Source organism: Aurantimicrobium minutum (assembly GCF_002355535.1).
GTDB classification, from domain to species: Bacteria; Actinomycetota; Actinomycetes; order Actinomycetales; family Microbacteriaceae; genus Aurantimicrobium; species Aurantimicrobium minutum.
The window spans coordinates 667,127-691,061 of the sequence record NZ_AP017457.1 but is presented as its reverse complement, the minus strand read 5'-3'; the positions used below and the strand labels follow the sequence as shown (position 1 = coordinate 691,061).

Sequence of the window (23,935 nt, the reverse complement as noted above, 5' to 3'; positions counted from 1 at the left end):
CAATAGAATGGTCTCTAACGACACCGATCCGGCTATCACCGGGGAGTTTTCGGAAGAAAAGTCTTCGGACTTAGTAGAACCGAACGGGACGAGCCCGTTATTGCTCAAGAACAAGAGGTGAGATTTTTCTCACAAGCTCAGGTGGTACCGCGGAAGAAATTTCGTCCTGGCACAGTGTTTTACTCAACAACTGGAGCCCTAAGTGACGTATCCCCGCCGTAATACATTCGGTCAGCAGACTGAGATTGTTCCTTCGCCGTCGTTTCCTGCCATCGAAGAGCAGATCCTGGCTTTCTGGGAGAAGGACAACACCTTCAAGGCCTCGATTGAACAGCGCTCCAAGGGAGACGAGTGGGTCTTCTATGACGGTCCTCCCTTTGCCAATGGTCTTCCTCACTACGGACATCTTCTGACTGGTTATGCCAAGGACCTCTTTCCTCGCTACCAAACTATGCGCGGCAAGAAGGTCGATCGTCGTTTTGGGTGGGACACACACGGTCTCCCCGCCGAACTGGAAGCTATGCGTCAGTTGGGAATTACTAAGAAGGAAGAAATCGAAGAGATGGGTATTGCTGCGTTCAACGCAGAAGCTCGCTCTTCGGTTCTTCGCTACACCGGCGAATGGGAACAATACGTTACACGCCAGGCTCGCTGGGTTGACTTTGAAAACGACTACAAAACTCTCGATATCTCCTTCATGGAGTCCGTTATTTGGGCGTTCAAGCGCCTGTATGACAAGGGCCTAGCCTATGAAGGTTTCCGGGTCCTTCCATATTGCTGGAACGATGAGACTCCGCTGTCAAACCACGAGCTGCGCATGGACGATGACGTTTACAAGATGCGTCAGGACCAGTCTGTAACAGTTACATTCCCTCTTACCGGGGACAAAGCAACTGCATTGGGTCTTTCGGGGGTTCGAGCCCTCGCATGGACGACCACACCTTGGACTCTTCCAACAAATGCGGCACTTGCTGTTGGGCCAACCATTCGTTATGCGATTGTTCCTGCTGGGCCCAATGGTGCGGCAGATGGTGCTGCATGCTGTGAAGCGGACTATCTGATTGCAGAGGATCTGTTAGGCAACTATGCCAAGGATTTGGGTTATGAAGATGCGACATCCGCACAAGAAGCAGTGAAGTCTCATATCGTTGGCCAGGATCTTGATGGTGTGACCTATGACCGTCTTTGGGATTACTACGCGGATGATGAGGAATACCAAGCTAACGCATGGCAAATCCTTGTTGCAGACTATGTCACCACTGCAGACGGCACGGGCGTTGTTCACCAAGCACCTGCTTATGGTGAAGAAGACCAAAAGGTCTGTGAAACCGCAGGTATTGGTGTGCGCGTTTCTGTAGATGATGGAGGAAAGTTCCTCTCTCGTTTCACAGAAGTCGCAGGCATGCAGGTTTTCGAGGCAAACAAGCCGCTGACAACAATGCTGCGCGAACAAGGCCGACTGATGCGTGTTGCCTCCTATGAGCACAGCTACCCACACTGTTGGCGGTGCCGTCAGCCTTTGATTTATCGTGCTGTATCTTCCTGGTTTGTCTCAGTCACCTCATTCCGCGATCGCATGGAAGAACTCAACCAAGACATCAACTGGGTTCCTGAGAACGTCAAAGACGGACAATTTGGTAAGTGGATTGCTAATGCTCGCGACTGGTCTATCTCACGCAACCGCTACTGGGGATCTCCCATTCCTGTGTGGAAGTCAGACAACCCCGACTACCCGCGCATTGACGTGTACGGATCGCTCGATGAAATCGAAGCTGACTTCGGTGTTCGTCCCACTGATTTACACCGACCATTCATTGATGAGCTAACCAGGCCTAACCCCGATGACCCAACCGGGCAATCCACCATGCGTCGTATTGAAGACGTCCTTGACGTGTGGTTTGACTCTGGTTCGATGCCATTTGCTCAGGTGCACTACCCGTTTGAAAACCAGGAATGGTTTGACAGCCACAACCCTGCAGATTTCATCGTGGAGTACATCGGTCAAACTCGTGGGTGGTTCTACACCCTGCACATTTTGGCTACTGCACTCTTTGATCGCCCGGCGTTCAAGAACGTGGTCTCTCACGGAATTGTGCTCGGTAGCGATGGCCAGAAAATGTCTAAGTCACTGAGGAACTATCCTGACGTTTCTGAGGTATTTGACCGCGATGGCTCAGATGCCATGCGTTGGTTCTTGATGAGTTCACCTGTGCTTCGTGGTGGAAATCTCATCGTCACCGAAGAGGGAATTCGAGAAGGCGTTCGACAGTTGCTGCTGCCTTTGTGGAATAGCTATTACTTCTTCAGCTTGTATGCCAATGCGGATAACTATGAAGCAACCTGGCGCACAGACAGTACAAATGTGCTCGACCGTTATCTCCTTGCAAAGACAGGTGATCTCATTCGTGAGGTTCAAGGACATTTAGACAGCTTGGATTCTACGAACGCCGCAGAAGCTCTTCGCAACTTCGCTGACGTGATGACTAACTGGTACGTGCGTCGCTCTCGTGATCGTTTCTGGACCGGTGGCTCCGAAGCGCATGAAGCATTCGACACGCTGTACACCGTGCTTGAAACTCTCTGCCGTGTAGCCGCTCCGATGCTTCCGCTCATTACGGAAAACATCTGGCAGGGCCTGACAGGTGGGCGGTCGGTTCATTTGGAAGACTGGCCAGATGCTGGACTATTCCCAGCGGATGAATCTCTCGTTGCTTCGATGGATGCTGTTCGCGAAATCACGTCATCTTCTTTGGCACTTCGAAAAAAGGTTGGCCTTCGTGTTCGACTCCCATTAGCGGATTTGACGGTTGTCACAGAGCATGCTCAAGCTCTCGAGGAATTTAGCGATATTTTGCGTGATGAACTGAACGTCAAACAGGTTACGTTGGTGCCATTGACGGAAGGTTCCGCTGCGGAATATGGAATCACTTCCAAACTCAGTGTTAACGCACGTGCTGCAGGTCCTCGCCTAGGTAAGCAAGTTCAGCAAATCATTCAGGCCGCTAAAGCGGGGGATTGGTCAGAAACTCATGGCATAGTTACAGCCGGAGGCGTGGAACTCATTGAGGGTGAGTATGAGCTCACCTTAGAAACCGGTGATGGCGCTGATGGTGCGCGAGCACTGGCGTTGTTACCAGCTGGTGGGTTTGTCCTTCTCGATACTGTCACCACAGCTGAACTTGAAGCAGAAGGCTTAGCCCGTGATGTGATTCGTGCAGTTCAAGACACACGCAAGGCTGCAGGATTTGAGGTTTCAGACAGAATTCATTTGGACGTGTTCTGCTTTGCTGAAGCTGATGCCCAGGCACTCAAGTTGACGACAGATGCCAACATTGCTGCGGACACTTTAGCCACCGAATTTGGTGTTCATGATCCTGTATTCCACGGTGAACTTTCTCAGTTGGAAACAGTATCTCCAGCTGAGTGGTTACCTGGGTTGCTTTCTCACAGTCCAGAACATTTTGCGGTATTCCCTGCCGGACAATACGCGAATGAGGGTAGCTTTGTAGTGGCTGTATCGCGTGTGAATCGAGTACTCAATGTCTAGTGATGACCTGACTCCCGGAGGCTTTGCCAACGGTGACTTCTCATCTGATGATGACTATGACGGTTTAGATCCGGCGGAGATGGATGAGTATGCGCGTGCTGCTTCGTTGGTCTACAACGAGCTTCAGGCCCGTTTGGGCGAAGGAATGCCTCAGCCCAGGCTAGAGCCCACACGCCGCGTTGTTGAACTACTGGGAGATGTCCACCGCGCATATCCCATCATTCACATCGCAGGAACGAACGGAAAGACAACCACAGCACGCTTAATTGAGGCAATACTGCGCGCCTATGGTCTCTCCACGGGAGTCTTTACTTCACCCCACCTTGTTTCGTTCAAAGAACGTATATTGCTCAACGGAGTTCCTGTTCGTGACGACGTCTTGGTCACAAACTGGCTTGATGTCAAGCCCTATGTCGAACTGGTTGACGGTGAATTGGAGGCGAAAGGCGAGCCTCGCCTGACTTTCTTTGAGGTGATGACGATTCTCGCCTACGGTACTTTCGCGGATGCCCCAGTAGATGTGGCCATCGTGGAAGCGGGCCTCGGCGGTGAATGGGACTCCACCAATGTTGCAGATGGAGTAGTTGCTGTTTTCACTCCGATTGCACTTGATCACATGGAACGCCTGGGTAAAGACGTTGAGACGATCGCGCGCACGAAGTCTGGAATTATCAAGCCGGCATCAATGGTGGTCTCTGCCGCTCAGGTTCCTGAGGTTCGTGCGGTCTTAGAAGAAGCAGCTGACCTCACAGAATCAACACTCACATTTGTCTCGACAACGACTGAGCCTGAAGTGGGAAACCCGATTGCTGTAGTTTCTCGCGCTGTAGCCGTGGGGGGACAACTGGTCACCATTCAAGGAGCAGCTGGGCGTTATGAGGACATTTTCCTTGCCTTGTATGGAGACCATCAGGCAGATAATGCCGCTTTGGCTATCGCTGCAGTCGAGGCTTTCTTGGGTGGCGCTTCTCAACAACTAGAACAAGAAGTACTCGCTGAAGCATTTGCCACAGTCTCTTCGCCAGGGCGTCTCCAGCTTGTGGCCGCAGATCCGACTGTGTTGGTTGATGCGGCGCACAATCCTCACGGTGCGCTCTCTCTTGCATCAGCACTAGGAAACTATTTCACCTTCGATGACCTCACTATTGTGCTTGCCATTTTCGAAGACAAGGATGCACAGGGAATTGTTCAGGCACTTGCCCCCATTGCAACACGTTTCATTGTGACAACCGCACCTTCTGAGCGGACACGTTCGGCCCGTGACCTTGGATTCCTTGTGGCCGATATTGCCGGTGACGACAAAGTTGTCATCGAGGAAGATCCTGTCGTGGCATTGGCAATGGCAAGAGGGTATGCCGCGAATTCGGAAAAAGGTGCTGTTGTCGTCACAGGCTCAATAACTCTCGTTGGACTAACCATTGGTTTGGCAGCAGAAACACAAGGATGGACACTATGAGCACCCCTCCACGCAGAAGGTCAGCGCAGACTTCACTTGGACAAGTTGTACTTGGCTTTGAATTGATAGTTGTGGCATTGGCTGCGTTAACCATTTTTGGCTTAGGTGCTCTACCGCCTGTTCTTGCGCTGGGCGGGGGAGCAGCTCTGTGTCTGCTTATGGTCCTCACCATCGCCCTCATGATGAGGTTTAAGTGGGCATTCATCCTCGGCTGGATTGTTCAAGTGATTCTTGTTGCTTCAGGATTCCTTGTCACGATGTTGTTTTTGATAGGTGCTGTTTTCGCCGGTATCTGGACCTTCGCCATGACGACAGGTGCAAAACTTGATTCTCAAAGTAAAGGAAACTCATGACCGCAATTGAAGAAACTCTCGTCCTGATTAAGCCAGATGGTGTCGCGCGAGGATTAACCGGGGAAATCTTGCGCCGTATCGAAGCCAAGGGCTATGCGCTTGTTGATATTCGGATGGTTCAAGCTGACCGCGAATTACTTCGGAAACACTACGAAGAGCACGTGGGTAAGCCATTTTATGAACCTCTTGTGAGCTTTATGGAGTCTGGTCCAGTGGTTGCTATTCGACTTGCAGGTAACCGGGTTATTGAGGGCTTCCGGTCTCTCGCAGGAACCACAGATCCCACGACTGCTGCCCCGGGCACCATTCGTGGAGACCTCGGTCGCGACTGGGGTCTTGCAGTTCAACAAAACCTCGTTCACGGTTCGGACTCACCAGAGTCTGCAGCACGTGAATTAGCTCTGTGGTTTAGCTAGAACATATATGGTTGTGACCCTCGCTTGTGCGGGGGTCACAACTCGTTAAGGCTGGAGTTCGGCAGCGATTTCCTCAGCGGTAGCAGGCCGTTTCAAAATTGCCGCAACCGCAATAAGGCCTAGTGATGAGATCGCGCCAATGAGGAATGCCGTGGTGATTCCAGCACTGAGCGCCTCAACTTCTGAACTTCCTGTCTGCGCAAGATTAACTGAAATTAGCGTCATGACCGTGATGAATAGTGCAGTACCTGCAGCTCCTGCTAATTGCTGCAGTGTGCCAATTGTGGCGCTTGCATAGCTGTAGAGCTTCGGTGGTACAGAGCTCAAAGACAATGCAAACAGTGGTGTGAACAAAAAGGCCAAGCCGATGCTCAGAACGGTGTAGCTGATGAACACCATCCACACTGTGGTGGAGGTAGTAAATGTCACCATTGACCAGAATGCAACACTGACCGTAATTGCTCCTGGCAAGAGAAGCTTTCTGGGGCCATGTTTGTCATAGATGCGTCCTACAGTTGGGCCGAGCAGGCCCATGATGAGGCCACCAGGCAACATCATCAGCCCAGTAACCAAAGGTTCAACACCGAGAACATTTTGCATATAAATCGGAATCAGGATTCCAGAACCAAACAAAATGAGCATGCCAATAGCCATCAGAATCATGGCTTCTGTAAATGAACGAGAGCGAAATGTTCGCAAATCAAGCAAAGCAGAATCTGTCTTTTGCAATCTGGTCTGACGAATGAGGAAGAGTGCAAACAGAATCGCACCTGCGCCGAGGGGAAGCCACGGTGAAACTACTGCTGTTCCGCGGGCCGAGTCAGCAAACGAGCTCAAACCATAAATCAAGCCGGAGAATGCGAATGCGCTCAGGACAACGGAGAGGGTGTCAATAGGAATCTTGCGTGTTTCTTGAGAATTGGTAATTCGTAAAGAGCCAATGATGAGTGTGGTCACACCGATGGGCAGCATGATCCAAAACAACCAACGCCAGTCAAGGAAGTTCAACACAATCCCTGAAAAGGCTGGACCTAACGCAGGTGCCGCAGAGAGAACCAACGAAATATTTCCATTGATACGTCCGCGAAGGTGTTCAGGAACGAGTTGCATGACCGTAGTCATCAACAAAGGCAGCATGATGGCTGTTCCACTTGCCTGCAAGATACGTCCGCATAACAGCTGCAAGAAACTTTGAGACAACGCGGCAACAAGAGTTCCCGAGGTAAAGAACAACATGGCCGCCATGTACATGTTCCGGGTGCTGAATCGCTGTAACAAGAACCCTGTGGTGGGAATAATCACAGCCATGGTGAGCATGTAGGCAGTATTGAGCCATTGCCCAGTGCTTGGTTGAATATGTAGTTGCTCCATAATCTGGGGCAGAGCAACACCCAGTGCTGTCTCATTCAAGAAGACGACGAAGGTCGACACCATTAGCACACCAAGGATGACCTTGTGGCGAGGAGCGAGCTTGTCGGAAACGATGGCAGATTCCGCAGCAGGCATTACTACAGCGTACCGACCCAATTCAGCACAAGTTGCGCAACAACAGCTTCGATGAGGTAGGACGCAAGCGTGATGATGACTACCCAGCTCAGAAGTGTTTCACCAAGCTTGATTGCTTTGGAGCCCCACACACCGTTTTTCATCGTCCAGAACGTTGCAACCCAAAACAGTGGAATAGCGGCCAACCAGGTCACCATGCACCAAGGGCACAGAGTTCCCAGAACAAATACTGATTGGCTGAACAGCCAAATAACGAAAGCAAAAGCACCTGCTGTGCCAATGACGAACGCACGCCAGAACCAGTTGGCGAAGCGAGCACCAGCAAGAATGCCCACCCCAATCGTGATGACAACAGACCACGCCATCAAGCCAATGAGGGGGTTGGGGAAACCAAAGAGTGACCCCTGCCAGGAACCAAGATTCTTGCCGCATTGCACGATGACACTGAAGTCACAAGAGGCTGCTTCATCTGGGTTGGTGAGCTTATGTATTTTTTCTAAGGTCAGGGCAAATGCGGCCACAAGGCCCACAAACCCAGAAACAATAAGAAAAATGGGCAAACCTCTCAAACGGGTGCCCGGTTCATTAGTAATACTCACGTCATCATTATCTCGAGAATCGCCCGGGATTCAGCTGTGAGCCACACGTATGTGTGGAAACCTGCCATAATTGAGATAGTGCGAAGACATGAGGTCTCGTGCGACGTGACAAACAGACTTTGCACAATGTGATTGTGCGCACGGGAGATCACCGCGATCACCCGCCATAGTTCCAGAGCCACACGGGCCGGAAGTTATGGGAAGACTAATAAGATTTATAGAACAGAAGCTTTGAGTTTCTGTAACAAGAGAATAGTTGCTCCAGCTGGCGCGGTGACAGCCGGGGGTAATGGGAAGTACACCACTGATGGTGAATAACACCGAAAACGACGAGAACGTGACCCTAGAGGTTGTCTCTGAGGTTCTCGCTGAAGCTGTTGAAGCGGAAAACCTCATCATTTCTGAAGCCGTTGAGGTTGCTGAATCGATAGTTGAGCAGGCCGAAGATACAGCGGCTGAAATTGTCGCTCAGGCACAAATCAACGCAGCTGAAGTTGAGATTGCCACTGACGTGATTGCAGAAGCAATTATGGAGACTGCGGTGGAAGTAGCAACCCCGACACCAATCGAATACCCCACATTCGTTGCTCAGGACGTCACAGATATTTTCTTCTTTGCGCCGAATCTTCCAGGCTCAGAAAACCGTATTCCCAGCCGTGACGGTCGTGAGCGTTTCGAGGATCGACGCAACCGTCAAGGACGCAACGAGCGCGGTGCTTTCGGTCAAAACCAGGACAACGATGCCGAAGAGGGAAGTTCAACACTGCGTCGACGTGCGCGTCGACGTCAGGGTGAAGATCGTGTTGGACAGGATGACCCGGCTAACACGATTGTTCGCATTCGCACTCCGCGTGCACCTGAGGTCATTACTGAACCACAACGCATTAAGGGTTCAACACGTTTAGAGGCGAAGAAGCAGCGCCGCCGTGATGGCCGTGATGCTGGGCGTCGCCGTACGGTAGTCACCGAGAGTGAATTCCTTGCCCGCCGTGAGGCAGTAGACCGCTCCATGATTGTTCGCGAGCGCGAAGATCGCGTACAGATAGGCGTGCTTGAAGACAATGTTCTTGTTGAGCACTACGTTGCTCGCGCCTCTGAGGCAAGCCTGATTGGCAATGTCTACCTCGGTAAAGTGCAAAATGTTCTTCCGTCGATGGAAGCAGCATTCGTTGATATCGGCCGTGGACGTAACGCTGTTCTTTACTCAGGTGAAGTTGACTGGGACTCGGTAGAAACAGGCAACCAACCGCGCAAGATTGAGAATGCACTCAAGCCAGGAGACAAGGTCCTTGTTCAAGTAACCAAGGATCCAGTCGGTCAAAAGGGTGCACGCCTGACCTCTCAGGTTTCTCTCCCTGGTCGTTACCTTGTGTACGTTCCTAACGGTTCAATGAACGGCATCAGTCGCAAACTTCCTGACACTGAACGCACACGCCTCAAGCGCATCCTCAAAGAGGTTCTTCCTGAAAATGTCGGTGTCATTGTTCGTACCGCAGCTGAAGGTGCAACCGAAGAGCAACTCACCGTTGACGTGCAGCGGTTGACCCAGCAGTGGGAAGAGATTTCTCGTAAGGCAGAAACCGACAATGCTCCAGCTATTTTGCACAGTGAATCAGACCTTCTGATCAAAATTGTGCGTGACGTCTTCAATGAAGACTTCCAGCGCATGATTATTCAAGGAGATATGGCTAAGGCCACTATTGAGAGCTATCTCAACCAGGTAGCACCTGAGCTTCTCGATCGTATTTCAGCGTATGAAGGCGATCGTGATGCATTCGATGAATATCGCATCACTGAGCAAATTGAGAAGGCACTCGACCGTAAAGTTTGGCTTCCTTCAGGCGGTTCACTAGTTATTGACCGAACTGAAGCAATGACGGTCGTCGACGTCAACACGGGAAAGTTTGTTGGTTCTGGCGGAAACCTGGAAGAAACCGTCACGAAGAACAACCTCGAGGCTGCTGAAGAAATAGTTCGCCAACTTCGCTTGCGTGATATCGGCGGAATTATTGTTGTCGACTTTATTGACATGGTTTTGGAATCAAATAGAGACCTTGTCCACCGTCGCTTGATTGAATGTCTGTCGCGAGACCGCACAAAGCACCAGGTTGCTGAAGTGACCTCACTCGGTCTCGTACAAATGACCCGTAAAAAGCTTGGTTTAGGTCTGCTTGAAACATTCTCAGAAGCATGTCAGGTATGTGCTGGTCGAGGTGTCATTGTTCACCACGAACCTGTTACACGTCCGGGAAACAACGGTGAATCAAACGCTGCTGAACCTCGCAAGCGTAGCAAGGGTCGTAACAGCGACAAGCCTGCAGCTGCAGCTGTTGTGGCACACCCCATTCCCGAAGGTGCCAAGAATGCACTGGCTCAAATTGCAGCCAGTACTCTTGGCCACAACACTGAAGACCATGTTGACGAGGACACAACAACTGAGGTTGTCGAAATTCTCGACATTCCTGTTGTGAAATCTGATCGTGGCCGTAAGTCCCGAGTTTCTGCTGAGAAGGTTGAAAACATCCTCGAAAACGTGCTTGATGCCTTGCCAGAACCCAGTGCTGCTGGTCATGGACGAGGTCGTTCACGTCGAGTTTCCACAGCAACAATCTCAACGACAGAGCATCTATCCCCGGCTGTCGACGACATTGAGGCTGGAGGGGAGTAATTCCGATGGTGCGTGCGGCCTTGTTGGTTTGACCCGCGTGCCATAAATGGCTATTCTTGAACCTTGGTGCCAGTTCCATTCAGAACTTTGTGCCCCAGTCTTCTGCGAATAGTTGTCAGTTTGCCCGAAACCTTCGCAGAAATAATTCATTAGCTTTAAGAAATTAGGTAGCAAAGTGGTTTACGCAGTAGTGCGCTCCGGCGGTCGCCAGGAAAAGGTTGAAGTCGGCACCATCGTCACAATGGACCGTGTGCAGGCAGATAAGTCCGGCACCATCGAACTGCCCGCAGTTCTCCTCGTAGACGGCGACAAGATTACCGCAGACCAGGCTTCACTCGCCAAGGTAAAGGTCACCGCTACAGTCCTCAACGACCTGCGTGGCCCCAAGATCATCATCCAGAAGTACAAGAACAAGACCGGTTACAAGAAGCGTCAGGGCCACCGTCAGGAGCTCACTCGCGTTCAGATTACCGGCATCAAGTAAGGCCTAGGAGAGACTCAGATGGCACATAAAAAGGGTGCGAGCTCCACTCGCAACGGTCGTGACTCCAACGCACAGCGCCTCGGCGTGAAGCGCTTCGGTGGTCAGAAGGTTCTTGCCGGCGAAATCATTGTTCGCCAGCGCGGCACTCACTTCCACCCCGGTGTGAACGTCGGACGTGGCGGGGATGACACTCTCTTCGCCCTCGCAGCAGGTGCTGTTGAGTTCGGGAACAAGGGTGGCCGCAAGGTCGTCAACATTGTGACTGTCTAACACCTGCACATACAGCTTTAGAGGAAGGGCGAGCTTTTAGCTCGCCTTTTCTTATTTCACATATTTCACTTCAACAGATGAGGAGCAGCTGATGGCAACATTCGTTGACAACGTCACCTTGCACCTCAAAGCTGGCAACGGTGGAAATGGTTGTGTCTCGGTCAAGCGGGAAAAATTCAAACCTCTTGCAGGGCCTGACGGTGGAAATGGCGGAGATGGGGGAGATATTGTCCTCTACTCAGATCCTCAGGTAACAACACTGTTGAGCTTCCATCGTTCCCCCCACATCAAAAGCCAACACGGTGGCCCCGGTATGGGCGACCACCGTCAAGGATTTAAAGGCGAAGATCTTGTCCTTTCCGTTCCTGTAGGAACTGTCGTCAAGGACGCAGACGGAACTCTCATTACTGATATGAATGTTCCGGGTATGAAAGTTGTGATTGCCCCTGGAGGTCAGGGAGGTCTCGGCAACGCTGCTTTGGCATCCACCAAACGCAAGGCTCCTGGTTTCGCACTCCTGGGAACTATGGGGTTTGAAGGTGACATCATCCTTGAACTCAAGACCTTGGCTGATGTCGCTCTTGTGGGATATCCCTCTGCAGGTAAATCCTCACTCATTGCAGCTTTATCTGCAGCTCGACCCAAGATTGCTGATTATCCTTTCACAACACTTCACCCCAACTTGGGTGTTGTTCAAGCTGGTGAAGTCCGATACACCATCGCAGATGTTCCAGGCCTCATTGAGGGTGCATCCGAAGGTAAAGGACTTGGCCTAGAGTTTCTTCGCCACGTCGAGCGGTGTACAGCTCTTCTTCATGTGATTGACTGTGCAACTCTGGAACCAGGTCGTGACCCGCTCACTGATCTTGATGTGATTCTGGGGGAGCTTGCCGCTTATCCAGTTCCATCAGACCAGATTCCTTTATTGGAACGACCTCAGTTGATTGCTCTGAATAAGGTTGATGTTCCTGACGCGAAAGATCTTGCAGATATGGTCAGGCCGTTCCTTGAAGAACGGGGATATCGCGTGTTTGAGATTTCTGCCGTCTCGCATGAGGGACTTCGTCAGCTGTCTTTCGCTCTTGCCGAGGTTGTTGAACAGGGACGTCAACAAGCCGCCGATAATGAAGTTGTTCCTGTAATCATGCTTCGACCTCGCGCAGTGGATGATCAAGGTTTTGACATCCGCGTCGAAGGTGGGTCTAACGGGAATGTGTACCGCGTCCTGGGTTCTAAGCCTGAGCGCTGGGTTGAACAAACCGACTTCAACAACGAAGAGGCAGTCGGTTACCTTGCTGACCGTTTAGCGAAGCTTGGTGTTGAGGACATGTTGTTCAAGAAAGGCGCTGTTGCAGGTTCAACCGTCATCATTGGCGAAGGCAACGGATTGGTCTTTGACTGGGAGCCCACTATGACTTCTGCGGCAGAACTCATGACAGGACCTCGCGGAACAGACGAGAGGTTGAATCAAAACAATCGTCGAACCAACAAGGAACGCCGGGATTCTTATTACGACTTGATGGACGCGAAACAAGAAGCCCGTGACGAACTCGTTCGAGAACGTGATGCAGGTATTTGGCAAGTAGATGAAGAGATCGCAGATGAGAGTTAGTTCACGCGAAGATATCCCTCGTGCACATCGTGTAGTGGTCAAGGTCGGTTCTTCCTCGATCAGTGGTGAAAATGTTCACCAAATCAAGACTGTTGTGGACGCACTGGCAGAAATGCACAGTCGAGGAACCGAGGTTGTTCTTGTTTCCTCTGGAGCGATGGCGACAGGCTTTCCGTACATCAATCTGACTTCACGACCTACAGATCTCCCAACCCTGCAGGCTGCCGCTGCTGTTGGTCAAAGCAGGCTGATGGTTCGATACCAAGAGCTTTTGGACAATTTCGACATCGTTGCAGGACAGGTATTGCTCACCTCAGGTGATTTCGAAAACGACTCAACGCGCTCCAACGCTGCACTGGCGATGGAGAAATTGCTGGAACTGCGCGTACTTCCCATCGTGAACGAGAATGACACCGTTGCCACCCAAGAAATTCGCTTTGGTGACAACGACCACCTTGCTGCTCTTGTTGCTCAGCTCGTTCAAGCAGATGTGCTTGTGTTGCTATCAGACGTCGATGGCATTTACACCAAACCGCCTCATGAACCCGGTGCACAACGTATTGAAAACGTACCCTTTGGTCATCTTCTTGACCATGTTGTGTTTGGAACTGTTGGCTCCGCTGGCGTTGGAAGTGGGGGCGCAGGAACGAAGGCAGCTGCTGCACAGTTCGCTGCTCAATCCGGAACATCTGTGCTCATCACGGATGCTGCACTCGTTTCTTCTGCATTGCGTGGAGAAAACGTAGGAACCTGGTTCGACGCCGCAAGCTAAATTGATCATCTCTGAGCTCGATAACATGGGGATATGTCCGCTTTGAATACGCAACTCAGTCCTGAACTCCTCATCAAGCTTGAGTCTGCTCAAGAAGCGTCTCGCGTCTTAGGATCATTGAGCACCGCTCAGAAAAACAAGGCACTTGAGGCAATTGCAGACGCCATCGATGCAAACCATAGCCTTATCCTCGAGGCAAATGCTTTGGACATGGATAAGGCGGGGGCAAGTGGCATGTCCTCTGGCATGCTCGATCGACTTCGTTTCACCCCAGAGCGGCTTTCTTCCCTAGCTCAAGCTGTCCGTGACGTTATTTCACTTCCCGATCCAGTCGGGGTAGTTGTTCGTGGAAATGACATGCCTAACGGTATTCATCTTTCGCAGGTGAGGGTGCCCTTTGGTGTCATCGGTGCAATCTATGAAGCGCGACCCAATGTCACAGTCGACATTGCCGCGTTATGCCTTAAAAGTGGTAACGCAGCGGTGTTACGTGGTGGCAATGCGGCAGAAGGAACCAATACGGTAACTGTCGCGCTCATGCAATCAGCCCTGAAGTCCGTTGGGCTTCCACAAGCATCAGTTCAAACAATTGATGAGTTCGGTCGTGAGGGTGCTAGGCAACTCATGGCTGCACGCGGCTTTGTGGATGTTCTTATTCCTCGTGGAAGTGCCAACCTCATCAATGCAGTGGTTCAAGAATCCAAAGTCCCTGTTATTGAAACTGGCGCTGGTGTTGTGCATATTTATGTCGAAGAATCAGCAGATTTCGATCAGGCAGTGGAGATCGTACATAACGCCAAAGTTCAACGTCCGAGTGTGTGCAATTCTTTGGAAACACTTCTCATCGATGAAAAAATTGCTTCAGAATTGCTTCCACGCATTGTTTCTCGGCTTGAAGCTGCTGGTGTAACGCTCAAGGGCGATACGTCAGCACAGACTCTCTGTTCTAGCTTGGGATCTGCCACTGATGAAGACTTTGCGACTGAACACATGTCCCTCGAGATGTCAGTTAAAGTCGTCGCTGGCTTGAGCGAGGCGCTCGAGCACATCAGAAAATACTCAACCAAACACACTGAGTCCATCCTCACGAACAATATTGCGCAGGCAGAACGGTTTTTAGCCGAGGTGGATGCTGCTGTAGTAATGGTGAACGCTTCAACACGGTTCACAGACGGCGGAGAATTTGGCTTCGGCGCGGAGGTGGGTATTTCGACTCAGAAGCTTCACGCCCGTGGCCCTATGGGTCTTCCAGAACTTACTTCAACAAAATGGATTGTCCGCGGTTCCGGGCAAATTCGCCACTAGACTTTATTTATCACCACTAATACGGAGAAACGATGAATGCAGTAGAGATTCTTGCCAACACCGAAGGTCACGAAACCTTTCCGCTCGTACTTCCAGCAATCGCTTTTGGAATCATCGCTGCTGGTTTCTTCACTTTCCTTGGCTTAGTTACCTACAGCTACAAGAACGTGGCAGCGCGTCACCGTCAAAAGTGGTCTGAGGCATCCGATCACGGCGCCCACCACTAAAGAAGTTTTCATGACCGTCCTCGGTCACACCACACGAATCGGCGTATTTGGCGGCACTTTTGACCCGCCCCAAAACGGCCATTTAGCTGTAGCTCAGGCCGTTTTAGAGCGACTACAGCTCGATTATGTCCTGTTTGTACCAGCAGGAGATCCCTGGCAAAAAACTGTCCAGACACCAGCGGCGGAACGTTTTGAGATGGTTGAAATAGCTCTACTCGGGCAAGACCGCATGTCCGTCAGTAGCGTCGATATTGAACGTGAAGGCCCCACTTACACGATAGATACCCTCACGGATCTTGCAAGGTTATACCCCGGCGCAGAACTCTTTTTTATCCTCGGGGATGATGCCTTTTCTGGAATTACTTCCTGGAAAAATTACGAACAATTAGCCCAGTTGGCCACAATAGTTGTCGTGTCACGGCACGGAACACCTGTAGAAGTCCCCACAAAGCTTTCACCCAGCGTAAACTTGCTAGAAATGTCAGCTTTACCCATCTCGTCCACGCTATGCCGAGAACGAATCATGGCAGGTCACTCTCTCGAGGGACTTGTTCCAGCAGGAGTAGCTGAATACATCGAGAAGAAGAATTTGTATCGGAGAACAACGTGAGTGGTGACACCCCCGAGATCGTCCTCAACGAATTCGGCGACCTCTCTCGTAAAGCCCGACGTGAACTAGAAGCACGCGGGATTGATCCGGACACTGCTGTTGTCGAATACATCGCTGCAACTGGCCAAATGCCTGTCATAACCCCCGAAGAAGCAGCTGCCGCCAAGGCCCAAGCACAGGTAGAAGCAGAGATATCACGCGCCGAGGAAGTAGTTCTAGCACCTTCTGCCGCACAACCCATTCCCAGTAGGCCTGAACTTGCTGTTCCTCCCGTCGAACAAGTCGCTATCGAGCCTCAAACCACGGTTCCTCCCATCTCAGTTCCTGTCACAGCTGCAGAAACTGGGCCCATTGAACCTCTTGTCGTTTCCCCAGCTCTCGATTCAGGTTCCCTCACTGCAGTTGAAGAAACTCTGGCAACTGTTTCTGAACACACTGGTGAAGTTGTTACCGGCTTTGATTCTCTGCTCACCACAAACACCGACAATGTGTCAACAGGCCCCACAAAGAGTGAACTTCGCAAACTAGCTCGCAAAGAAAAGAAAGCTCAATCCGCAGCCGTCAAGGCAGAAAAGCTCGCTGCTAAGGAAGCGTCACAACGTGAAGCCCAAGAAGCCGCAGTTTCAGCTGCTGCCGCGGCGGCAGTTATTGCTACTGAGCAGGAAGAGGCACGAGCTACTGAAGCACAACTAGCTGCCGAGCGAGCAGAATCTGAGCGTCTCGAGGCAGAGCGTGTCGCAGCAGAGATCGCTGAAACGGAACGTCGTGCAGCAGAGTCTGCTGAAGCTGAGCGCCGTGCAGAACAAGCGCGAGCTGAAGAAAAGAAACGTGAAGAGCAGCTGCAGGCAGAGGTCGCTGCTGCAGCTACTGTCGCAGCTACATTAACTATTGCTGAAACTTCCGAGCCAGCATCAACACACGAGAATCTTCCAGTCGAAGAACTCGAGGATGAGTCTGATGATGCCGATGATGACCTTGAATTTGAGTTGGAGCCCCAAACTATTTCGGAGGCTACTGCTGCTATTGCCATCGCAGAAGCTGTTGCTGCAGCTGAAGCTGTTGTTGAAGCCGGTGAAGTAAGTGTCGACAATGGCAATCTTGCCAGCGCCGTGCCCGCAACAACTGGCTCTATCTCCATCATTCCCAACACTCTCATCTTGCCTAATCTTCCCGAAACAACCGGAAGCATTGCACCGATTGTTCCTACCGGAGAAATAGTCATCACGGGTTCAATTTTGATTCCCTCCTCTGTCTCTCAAACTGGTGCACTTGAAGCAATTGACACCTCTGAGGTCGACATCATTGCCGAAGAGGATCAGCCCGCACCGACACAGGGAATGGCTCCCGTCAGTGCAGCTTCTGCTGTCAGCGCCTACAACATCTCCAACACAGTCGTCACAACGCCTCGTGGTATGAACGAACGACTACCTTTCATCCTCTCTGTAACAGCTGCCGGTTTGGCTGTGGGAGTGGTGGCTTTATTCGTTGCCGGTTATTTCTTAGGACTGTTCTAATTGGCTGCTACTGAAAACGCTCTTCGCCTGCTCGCTATTGCTGCTTCTGCTGCAGATGACAAGGGCGGAGAAGATCTTGTTGCACTGGATATCTCCGAACCTTTGCCATTAGTTGATATTTTCTTGCTCGTTACTGGACGTAACGAGCGTAATGTCATCGCAATTTCTAATGAGATTGAAGACAAAATGATTGAGGCCGGCGTCAAAACAATCCGACGCGAAGGCCGCGCAGAAGGACGATGGATTCTCTTGGACTTCGGGGATCTTGTAGTTCACGTATTCCACGAGGAAGAGCGCATGTACTACGGGCTCGAGCGTTTATGGAAAGACTGCCCCACTATTCCGCTCGAATTAGCACGCCCCTCTGAGGTGTAGTAATCTAAACAAGTTGTCACTGAGCTTTAGCTCAGAGAACAAGGGTCTGTGGCGCAGCTGGTAGCGCACCTGCATGGCATGCAGGGGGTCAGGGGTTCGAGTCCCCTCAGATCCACCAGAATCCCCGCCTCAGGCGGGGATTTTTTAATCTAATACTTATGGAGAATCATGGCTGACGCTTTGCCTGCATGCCCTGCATGTTCATCTGAATACACCTATGAAATGGGCGCCTTGTTGGTGTGCCCTGAGTGTGCACACGAATGGAACCCTGACGAGGATCAAATTCTAGATTCGTCAATTATCAAAGACGCTGTCGGAAATATTCTCGCTGATGGCGATACCGTCACTGTGATTAAGGGTTTGAAGGTTAAGGGCTTTCCCCAGGACATCAAAGTAGGAACGAAGGTACGCAATATTCGGTTAGTTCCTGATGCTGCTAACGGTCACGACATTGACTGCAAGGTTGACGGCTTTGGTCAGATGCAGCTCAAATCCTCCGTAGTGAAGAAAGTCCTCTAAACCAAGTCTCTCCAGTCCACTTCTGGCTCATCTGCTCCTCGTGGAGGGGGAGGGCCATCCTCAGCACCAAAACCGATGCTGTCGGTGTGGATGCCAATTGATGCAGTGAATGCTCCAGTTGGAGGATTGATGACCACTTCCTCATCACGGCGATACTGCAACACATTGTCGATGTAGTCGCGGACAGCTTCGTTAAGTGGGACATCTCGTCCTTGTTTTTGGGACATAAACCAACGATGTTCGAGGACCTGGTGGAACACTTCAGCTGGCTCTAGTTTGCTGTCGAGATTTTCTGGCACCGCCCTAATGACGGGTTCGAAAACACGGGTAAGCCATAAATGTGCCACTACTTCTTCATCAAGATTGAGCAAGCTTACTGTTGCAGCGTACGCGTCTAGATCGTTGAGCAACCTACGAGCTTGGTTTTCCTCAGTGTCTAGTCCCGTCAAACGGAGAAGGCGCCTGGCATGGTGACCTGAGTCAACAACCTTGGGTTGAATTTTGACGTGTGTACCGTCTTCATCTGTCTTGATAGAAAGCTCTTCAATATCGAACCCGAGCTCATTGAGTCTCTGAACTCTTTTGTTGATTCGCCACAGTTCGCTTTGTTTCAATAACTCAGGATCGTTGAGCTCATGCCACAAAGTGTCATAAGAGGCCATGATGGATTCGCTCGTCGCAACTGGATCGATTGAAGCATCGAGTTTCCCACCTGCCTGAATGTCCATCAACTCACCAGCAATATTTACACGAGCAATCTCGAGATCATGTTCTCGCTGCCCCGGGGTGAGGTTGTCATAAAGTCGGCCTGTTTCAGCGTCGACTAGATAGGCAGCAAACGATCCCGCATCGCGCCTAAAAAGGGTGTTTGACAAAGAAACATCTCCCCAGAAAAACCCAACGTTGTGGAGTCGAACGAGGAGAAGGGCAAGAGAGTCAACGAGACGTTGGGTCGTTTCTGGTCGCAAAGTAGTTGAATACAAAGCCCTAAACGGCATTGAGAATTTGAGGTGCCTGGTGACTAATGCGGCAGCAAGCGGATTGCCTTGCTCATCTTTGCGTCCTTGAACAACAGCAACCGGTTCAACGCAGGGAACATCAATTTTCTGAAGATTCCGGAGCATCTCGTATTCGCTTTGCGCCATTTCGTCCGTGGTTTCTTTGATCGCGATGACGTAGCCGTCAAGTTGAGCAAAGCGCACGATATGCCGTGAAATACCTTTGGGAAGAGCTGTGATCGTGTCATCTGGCCACATCTCCAAAGGAATATTCCACGGCAAGGTGAGCAATCCGGGCTCTACCGATGACGCAGTGATGTTGAGTGACCCACTCATTGAATGTCCTTGTTGATACTCAGGTGAAATACTGTTGCCCGCGATCGCATCCGGATCGCGGGCAACAATGAATCACATTGTGGTGTGATCTATAGCTTTACAGCTCCTGAGAGACGCTCACCAGAAGCAGCGTCAAATACGTGAATGTGCTTCTCTTCGGGCATAACGAAGATTTCGTCACCGCGGAGAGGGTGGTTACGACCGTCTACACGGACGGTAACCATGAGCTCTTCACCATTGATTGTTGAACGGCCGTAAAGGTACCCATCTGCACCGAGTTCTTCAACAACGTCGACACTGACCTTGAGGCCTTTGTCTTTGGTAACGATGAGGTCTTCGGGGCGAATGCCGATGGTGACAGGACCGGTAGCCTTCTTGGTTACTTCTGCGTCGACCTTTGCAGTAGCGTTTCCGAACTCCAGTCCACCGCTGACGATAGTTGAAGGGAGAAGGTTCATCGCAGGAGAACCAATGAAGCCTGCGACGAACTTGTTTGCAGGGCGTTCGTAAAGGTCACGAGGAGTTCCAACCTGCTGAAGCACACCGTCCTTGAGAACAGCAATGCGGTCACCCATGGTGAGCGCTTCAATCTGGTCGTGGGTAACGTACACAGTTGTGACGCCTAGGCGGCGCTGCAAGGAGGAGATCTGTGTACGAGTCTGTACACGCAGTTTCGCGTCCAAGTTGGACAGAGGCTCGTCCATGAGGAATACCTGCGGCTTACGAACGATTGCACGTCCCATGGCTACACGCTGACGCTGACCACCTGAGAGCGCCTTGGGCTTACGGTCGAGGTACTGTTCGAGGTCGAGAAGTTTTGCTGCTTCGAGCACGCGTTCTGCGCGTTCTTCCTTACCCACGCCAGCAATCTTGAGTGCGAAACCCATATTTTCTGCCACTGTCATGTGGGGGTAAAGAGCATAGTTCTGGAAGACCATAGCGATGTCGCGGTCTTTAGGAGGCATATCCGTAACGTCACGATCACCGATGAGAATGCGACCGCTGTTTACCTCTTCAAGTCCTGCGAGCATACGCAAAGTCGTTGACTTTCCGCAGCCGGAAGGGCCAACGAGAACGAGGAATTCGCCGTCAGCAACCTCAAGATTGATGTTGTCTACTGCGGGCTTGTTTGTCCCTGGGTAGAGGCGAGTGGCGTTATCAAATGTAACTGTAGCCATGATGAATACTGCTCCTTCACCGGCAGGTACGTGCCGGACGATCCGTCGTGAATGGAAAGTGATACCCGTCTTTGGATATCACGTTGTCTAGTCTGGCATAGATACAGGTTGGGGAATAGAACAAAGCCTGTCTGACTTGTTACTTGTAGCAAATACTTTTGAGAATGAGGATCATCGTGACACAAAACGTGGAATTTGGTTTGGACACTTTTGGTGATGTCACCGTCGATTTAGAGGGTAATCCCGTACCTTATGACCAAGTTCTTCGAAATGTTGCGGCCGAGGCAGTACTTGCAGATCAAATTGGTTTGAATTTTTTTTGGGATAGGGGAGCATCACAGATCTGACTTCGCGGTTTCTTCACCGGAGGTTCTTCTCGGGGCGATTGCTACTCAAACTAAAAATATTCACTTGGGTTCAGCAGTTACTGTGTTGAGTTCAGACGACCCCATTCGTGTTTTTCAAAAGTTTTCTACTCTGGATGCTGTTTCTCATGGCCGAGCCGAAGTCATCGTTGGCCGCGGTTCGTTTACTGAGTCTTTCCCGATATTTGGATACAACCTTCAGGATTACGAAAAGCTCTTTGAAGAGAAGCTCGATCTGTTTGCTCATTTGGTCAATGGCGGCCCAGTTTCTTGGGAAGGCACAATACGACCTGCTTTAGTCGAGCAAGAAGTTTTTCCACCGACTGCTTCGGGCAAACTCAAGACCTGGATTGGAGTCGGGGGCAGCCCCCAGTCTGTTGTTCGTGCGGCCCAATATGGTCTTCCATTGATGCTTGCCATCATTGGGGGAGACCCGCTGCGGTTTAGACCGTATGTTGATCTCTATCACCAAGCATTGGCACAACTGAAATTGCCATCTCTGCCGATTGGACAGCATTCACCTGGCTTTATTGCCGCAACTGACGAAGAAGCTAAGAATCTCATGTTCCCTCACTACGCAACCATGCATGAGCGCATTGGTCGTACACGAGGGTGGCCTCCGCTTTCGCGGGCACAGTTCGAACATGAGGCCGGTCCTGAAGGCGCTCTTTTCGCCGGGTCACCAGAAACTGTCGCTATCAAACTTGCTCGGAGTATTCATGGTTTGGGAATCTCTCGCTTTGACCTCAAATACAGTTTGGGCACACTGCCACATGAGCATTTGATGGAAAGCATTCGCCTTTATGGTGAAGTGGTTGTTCCACGTGTGAGGGAACTGCTTTCAGAAATGGAAAGTAACACGGAGTAAACATACCCCAGGGGGGTATAAACTGAAGATATGTCTCGGCCTCGCAAAATCGTAGTCATCGGTGGTGTAGCCGGGGGTATGTCCGCGGCGACACGTCTTCGCCGCCTTGATGAGAAAGCCAATATTGTTGTCCTGGAACGAAGCGGCTTTGTTTCCTATGCGAACTGTGGCTTGCCCTACCATCTCAGTGACACCATAGAAAAACGTTCTTTACTGATTCTGCAAAATCCAGTCAGCTTAGGTGCCCGATTCAATTTAGACGTTCGGGTACGTCACGAAGTGCTCTCTATTGACCGTGAAGCAAAAACAGTCACAATCTTTGATCGGGTGTGGAAGGTAACTTACGTCGAGAAATATGACTTTCTCGTTCTCTCTCCTGGCGCAGCAGCTGTGATGCCCGAAGGTGCTGATTCAAAATGGATTCTTGCAATGCGCACGGTGGAGGACATGGATAAAGCAATCGCCTGGTTATATCCCAATCCCAAGTCGGCAGTTATTGTCGGCGGAGGTTTCATCGGTTTAGAGCTTGCTGAAAATCTTCTCAAGCGCGGAATGAGCGTGACACTGATACACCGGGGAAAGCAACTTCTGAGTTATCTCGATCCAGAACTCGCGATTGCAATAGCTCAACGTGTGCGTGTTGCAGGTGTTGATTTACGTTTGGGCTCAGCTGTTGAATCATTCCAGCGCACGTCGGTGACACTGGTCGGAGGCGAAGTTGTCCCAGCAGATGTGATTTTTTCTGCCATGGGAGTTAAGCCTGAAATCACACTTGCGGTGGAGGCGGGTCTTCGAATTGGCGCCAACGGCGGAATCTGGGTTGATGACCTGCAGCGCACCAGTGACCCACACATTTTTGCTGTTGGAGATGCTGCAGAAAAGATTGATGCCATCAGTGGCGATGAAAGACTTGCAACCCTAGCTGGTCTGGCCAACAGGCATGGGCACTCCGTTGCCAATGCCATTGCTGGTGCTGACACTATTTCTGCAACACCGAGTTTGGGTACATCAATCGTCAGTTTTGATGGCTTGGTTGCAGCCACAGTTGGTTGGAGCGAGAAAGCTTTGCGAGCATCAGGGCGTAAAGTTCGCGTTATTCACACGCACCCGGCAGACCATGCCGCTTATTACCCGGGCGCTCAAACAATGAGGTTCAAGCTCATGGTGGATCCTGACACTGATCTCATTCTTGGCGCACAAGCAGTTGGTGGCAATGGCGTTGACAAGCGAATTGACGTCATTTCTACAGCCATGTTTGCCGGCATTACAGCCTCTCAACTGGCACAACTGGAATTGGCCTATGACCCTCAACATGGTTCTGCCAAGGATCCCATCAACATGTTGGGGTATGTGAACAGAAATATCGCACAGGGACTCACGCAGGTTGTTGAATGGCATGAAATTGAATCACTTTCACAACAAGGTTTCACCATTGTTGACGTTCGCACTGAGGGTGAACACAAATACGGACACATTGCTGGTTCCGTGAACTACCCCCTGGATGTCCTACGAGATCACATTCAAGAGCTCAAAGGCCACAGGGTAGTTGTGTACTGCCAAGTTGGTCAGCGCGGTCATACCGCTGCACGTGTTCTAGCTCAAGAAGGCATTGAGGTTTTCAACCTCAATGGTGGATATCTCACCTATAAAGCTGGTTTAGCTTCGATTGGAGATCAAAAATGACTGATGTGACTGCCGCAGAACAGCGTGCCATCGTTAATCGTCTCAAAAGAGCACAAGGTCAGCTCGCCGCTGTTATTACAGCAATCGAGGCAGGAGGTGACTGCCGTGCGGTTGTCACCCAACTTTCTGCTGTTTCCGGAGCGATTGATAAAGCAGGCTTTGCCATCATTGCCAAGGCAATGCAGGATTGCATAGCCAATGGAGATAAATCAGATAAAGATGCTCCTACGGTTGCTGAATTAGAAAAGCTTTTTCTCTCCCTCTCCTAGCTAAA

At 51.0% G+C, this 23,935-nt stretch carries 21 protein-coding genes, 1 tRNA gene and 1 pseudogene; 19 read left to right on the top strand and 4 right to left on the bottom strand.

The window, feature by feature from the left end; genetic code table 11:
* Nucleotides 1-202: 202 nt before the first annotated feature.
* Genes ileS through ndk form a run of 4 tightly spaced genes read left to right on the top strand, consistent with a single transcriptional unit; the run spans nucleotide 203 to nucleotide 5,772 of the window.
* Complete coding sequence (gene ileS / locus AUMI_RS03380) at nucleotides 203-3,547, top strand: isoleucine--tRNA ligase (protein WP_096381317.1); 3,345 nt, start codon at nucleotides 203-205, stop codon at nucleotides 3,545-3,547.
* On the top strand, nucleotides 3,540-5,003 hold the full coding sequence (locus AUMI_RS03375) for a bifunctional folylpolyglutamate synthase/dihydrofolate synthase (RefSeq protein ID WP_231951822.1): 1,464 nt from the start codon (nucleotides 3,540-3,542) through the stop codon (nucleotides 5,001-5,003). Before ileS ends, AUMI_RS03375 begins: the two co-directional genes overlap by 8 nt.
* Nucleotides 5,000-5,356: a DUF4233 domain-containing protein gene (locus AUMI_RS03370; RefSeq protein ID WP_172418244.1), complete on the top strand. Its 357-nt coding sequence runs from the start codon at nucleotides 5,000-5,002 to the stop codon at nucleotides 5,354-5,356. The genes AUMI_RS03375 and AUMI_RS03370 overlap by 4 nt, the downstream gene beginning before the upstream one ends.
* On the top strand, nucleotides 5,353-5,772 hold the full coding sequence (ndk, locus tag AUMI_RS03365) for a nucleoside-diphosphate kinase (protein WP_096381312.1): 420 nt from the start codon (nucleotides 5,353-5,355) through the stop codon (nucleotides 5,770-5,772). The genes AUMI_RS03370 and ndk overlap by 4 nt, the downstream gene beginning before the upstream one ends.
* Nucleotides 5,773-5,817: 45 nt before the next feature.
* Here the strand turns inward: ndk and AUMI_RS03360 are convergent, their stop codons facing one another.
* Complete coding sequence (locus tag AUMI_RS03360) at nucleotides 5,818-7,278, bottom strand: DHA2 family efflux MFS transporter permease subunit (RefSeq protein ID WP_096381310.1); 1,461 nt, start codon at nucleotides 7,276-7,278, stop codon at nucleotides 5,818-5,820.
* 2 nt (nucleotides 7,279-7,280) lie between these two features.
* Nucleotides 7,281-7,877, bottom strand: a complete 597-nt coding sequence (locus AUMI_RS03355; protein WP_231951820.1) for a vitamin K epoxide reductase family protein — start codon at nucleotides 7,875-7,877, stop codon at nucleotides 7,281-7,283.
* 289 nt (nucleotides 7,878-8,166) lie between these two features.
* Between AUMI_RS03355 and AUMI_RS03350 the strand changes: the two genes are divergently transcribed.
* The 12 genes from AUMI_RS03350 (at nucleotide 8,167) to AUMI_RS03295 (ending at nucleotide 18,233) form a co-directional block, all read left to right on the top strand.
* Nucleotides 8,167-10,545 (top strand): Rne/Rng family ribonuclease, encoded by a 2,379-nt coding sequence (locus tag AUMI_RS03350; RefSeq protein WP_096381308.1) that lies wholly within the window; start codon nucleotides 8,167-8,169, stop codon nucleotides 10,543-10,545.
* A gap of 175 nt (nucleotides 10,546-10,720) precedes the next feature.
* Entirely contained in the window at nucleotides 10,721-11,029 is a 309-nt protein-coding gene (rplU, locus tag AUMI_RS03345) for a 50S ribosomal protein L21 (protein ID WP_096381305.1), read from the top strand.
* An 18-nt stretch (nucleotides 11,030-11,047) separates the two neighbouring features.
* Nucleotides 11,048-11,299: a 50S ribosomal protein L27 gene (gene rpmA / locus AUMI_RS03340; protein ID WP_096381303.1), complete on the top strand. Its 252-nt coding sequence runs from the start codon at nucleotides 11,048-11,050 to the stop codon at nucleotides 11,297-11,299.
* Nucleotides 11,300-11,390: 91 nt separating this feature from the next.
* The gene (obgE, locus tag AUMI_RS03335; RefSeq protein WP_096381301.1) at nucleotides 11,391-12,911 is read left to right on the top strand and encodes a GTPase ObgE; all 1,521 of its coding nucleotides are present in this window, start codon (nucleotides 11,391-11,393) and stop codon (nucleotides 12,909-12,911) included.
* The gene (gene proB / locus AUMI_RS03330; protein WP_096381299.1) at nucleotides 12,901-13,683 is read left to right on the top strand and encodes a glutamate 5-kinase; all 783 of its coding nucleotides are present in this window, start codon (nucleotides 12,901-12,903) and stop codon (nucleotides 13,681-13,683) included. Before obgE ends, proB begins: the two co-directional genes overlap by 11 nt.
* Before the next feature lie 33 nt (nucleotides 13,684-13,716).
* Nucleotides 13,717-14,988: a glutamate-5-semialdehyde dehydrogenase gene (locus AUMI_RS03325; RefSeq protein WP_096381297.1), complete on the top strand. Its 1,272-nt coding sequence runs from the start codon at nucleotides 13,717-13,719 to the stop codon at nucleotides 14,986-14,988.
* 32 nt (nucleotides 14,989-15,020) lie between these two features.
* Nucleotides 15,021-15,215: a hypothetical protein gene (locus AUMI_RS03320; RefSeq protein ID WP_096381295.1), complete on the top strand. Its 195-nt coding sequence runs from the start codon at nucleotides 15,021-15,023 to the stop codon at nucleotides 15,213-15,215.
* Between the two features lie 10 nt (nucleotides 15,216-15,225).
* Complete coding sequence (gene nadD / locus AUMI_RS03315; RefSeq protein ID WP_096381292.1) at nucleotides 15,226-15,825, top strand: nicotinate-nucleotide adenylyltransferase; 600 nt, start codon at nucleotides 15,226-15,228, stop codon at nucleotides 15,823-15,825.
* Nucleotides 15,822-17,339: a hypothetical protein gene (locus tag AUMI_RS03310; protein ID WP_096381290.1), complete on the top strand. Its 1,518-nt coding sequence runs from the start codon at nucleotides 15,822-15,824 to the stop codon at nucleotides 17,337-17,339. The genes nadD and AUMI_RS03310 overlap by 4 nt, the downstream gene beginning before the upstream one ends.
* Nucleotides 17,340-17,714: a ribosome silencing factor gene (gene rsfS, locus AUMI_RS03305; protein WP_096381288.1), complete on the top strand. Its 375-nt coding sequence runs from the start codon at nucleotides 17,340-17,342 to the stop codon at nucleotides 17,712-17,714.
* A gap of 42 nt (nucleotides 17,715-17,756) precedes the next feature.
* Nucleotides 17,757-17,832, top strand: a tRNA-Ala gene (locus tag AUMI_RS03300).
* Between the two features lie 50 nt (nucleotides 17,833-17,882).
* The gene (locus AUMI_RS03295) at nucleotides 17,883-18,233 is read left to right on the top strand and encodes a zinc ribbon domain-containing protein YjdM (RefSeq protein ID WP_096381286.1); all 351 of its coding nucleotides are present in this window, start codon (nucleotides 17,883-17,885) and stop codon (nucleotides 18,231-18,233) included.
* On the opposite strand, the gene AUMI_RS03290 is transcribed toward AUMI_RS03295, so the two are convergent.
* Nucleotides 18,230-19,567, bottom strand: coding sequence for a DUF4032 domain-containing protein (locus tag AUMI_RS03290; RefSeq protein WP_096381283.1), 1,338 nt, complete (start codon nucleotides 19,565-19,567; stop codon nucleotides 18,230-18,232). The genes AUMI_RS03295 and AUMI_RS03290 overlap by 4 nt on opposite strands.
* 89 nt (nucleotides 19,568-19,656) lie before the next feature.
* Nucleotides 19,657-20,745 carry an ABC transporter ATP-binding protein gene (locus AUMI_RS03285; RefSeq protein WP_096381281.1) on the bottom strand — a complete coding sequence of 363 codons (1,089 nt, stop codon included), beginning with the start codon at nucleotides 20,743-20,745 and terminating at the stop codon, nucleotides 19,657-19,659.
* A 164-nt stretch (nucleotides 20,746-20,909) separates the two neighbouring features.
* Between AUMI_RS03285 and AUMI_RS03280 the strand changes: the two are divergent.
* From AUMI_RS03280 to AUMI_RS03270, 3 genes and pseudogenes are all read left to right on the top strand, one after another.
* Nucleotides 20,910-21,978 (top strand): annotated as a pseudogene (locus tag AUMI_RS03280) (LLM class flavin-dependent oxidoreductase).
* Between the two features lie 30 nt (nucleotides 21,979-22,008).
* Entirely contained in the window at nucleotides 22,009-23,661 is a 1,653-nt protein-coding gene (locus AUMI_RS03275; RefSeq protein WP_096381279.1) for an FAD-dependent oxidoreductase, read from the top strand.
* Nucleotides 23,658-23,930, top strand: a complete 273-nt coding sequence (locus tag AUMI_RS03270) for a metal-sensitive transcriptional regulator (RefSeq protein WP_096381276.1) — start codon at nucleotides 23,658-23,660, stop codon at nucleotides 23,928-23,930. The genes AUMI_RS03275 and AUMI_RS03270 overlap by 4 nt, the downstream gene beginning before the upstream one ends.
* Nucleotides 23,931-23,935: the final 5 nt, after the last annotated feature.

Coding starts and splice junctions, on each gene's coding strand:
- AUMI_RS03375 (WP_231951822.1), top strand. CDS start 3,540: ATGTCTAGTGATGACCTGACTCCCGGAGGCTTTGCCAACGGTGACTTC.
- AUMI_RS03370 (WP_172418244.1), top strand. CDS start 5,000: ATGAGCACCCCTCCACGCAGAAGGTCAGCGCAGACTTCACTTGGACAA.
- ndk (WP_096381312.1), top strand. CDS start 5,353: ATGACCGCAATTGAAGAAACTCTCGTCCTGATTAAGCCAGATGGTGTC.
- AUMI_RS03360 (WP_096381310.1), bottom strand. CDS start 7,278: ATGCCTGCTGCGGAATCTGCCATCGTTTCCGACAAGCTCGCTCCTCGC.
- AUMI_RS03350 (WP_096381308.1), top strand. CDS start 8,167: ATGGGAAGTACACCACTGATGGTGAATAACACCGAAAACGACGAGAAC.
- rpmA (WP_096381303.1), top strand. CDS start 11,048: ATGGCACATAAAAAGGGTGCGAGCTCCACTCGCAACGGTCGTGACTCC.
- obgE (WP_096381301.1), top strand. CDS start 11,391: ATGGCAACATTCGTTGACAACGTCACCTTGCACCTCAAAGCTGGCAAC.
- proB (WP_096381299.1), top strand. CDS start 12,901: ATGAGAGTTAGTTCACGCGAAGATATCCCTCGTGCACATCGTGTAGTG.
- AUMI_RS03325 (WP_096381297.1), top strand. CDS start 13,717: ATGTCCGCTTTGAATACGCAACTCAGTCCTGAACTCCTCATCAAGCTT.
- AUMI_RS03320 (WP_096381295.1), top strand. CDS start 15,021: ATGAATGCAGTAGAGATTCTTGCCAACACCGAAGGTCACGAAACCTTT.
- nadD (WP_096381292.1), top strand. CDS start 15,226: ATGACCGTCCTCGGTCACACCACACGAATCGGCGTATTTGGCGGCACT.
- AUMI_RS03295 (WP_096381286.1), top strand. CDS start 17,883: ATGGCTGACGCTTTGCCTGCATGCCCTGCATGTTCATCTGAATACACC.
- AUMI_RS03290 (WP_096381283.1), bottom strand. CDS start 19,567: ATGAGTGGGTCACTCAACATCACTGCGTCATCGGTAGAGCCCGGATTG.
- AUMI_RS03285 (WP_096381281.1), bottom strand. CDS start 20,745: ATGGCTACAGTTACATTTGATAACGCCACTCGCCTCTACCCAGGGACA.
- AUMI_RS03275 (WP_096381279.1), top strand. CDS start 22,009: ATGTCTCGGCCTCGCAAAATCGTAGTCATCGGTGGTGTAGCCGGGGGT.
- AUMI_RS03270 (WP_096381276.1), top strand. CDS start 23,658: ATGACTGATGTGACTGCCGCAGAACAGCGTGCCATCGTTAATCGTCTC.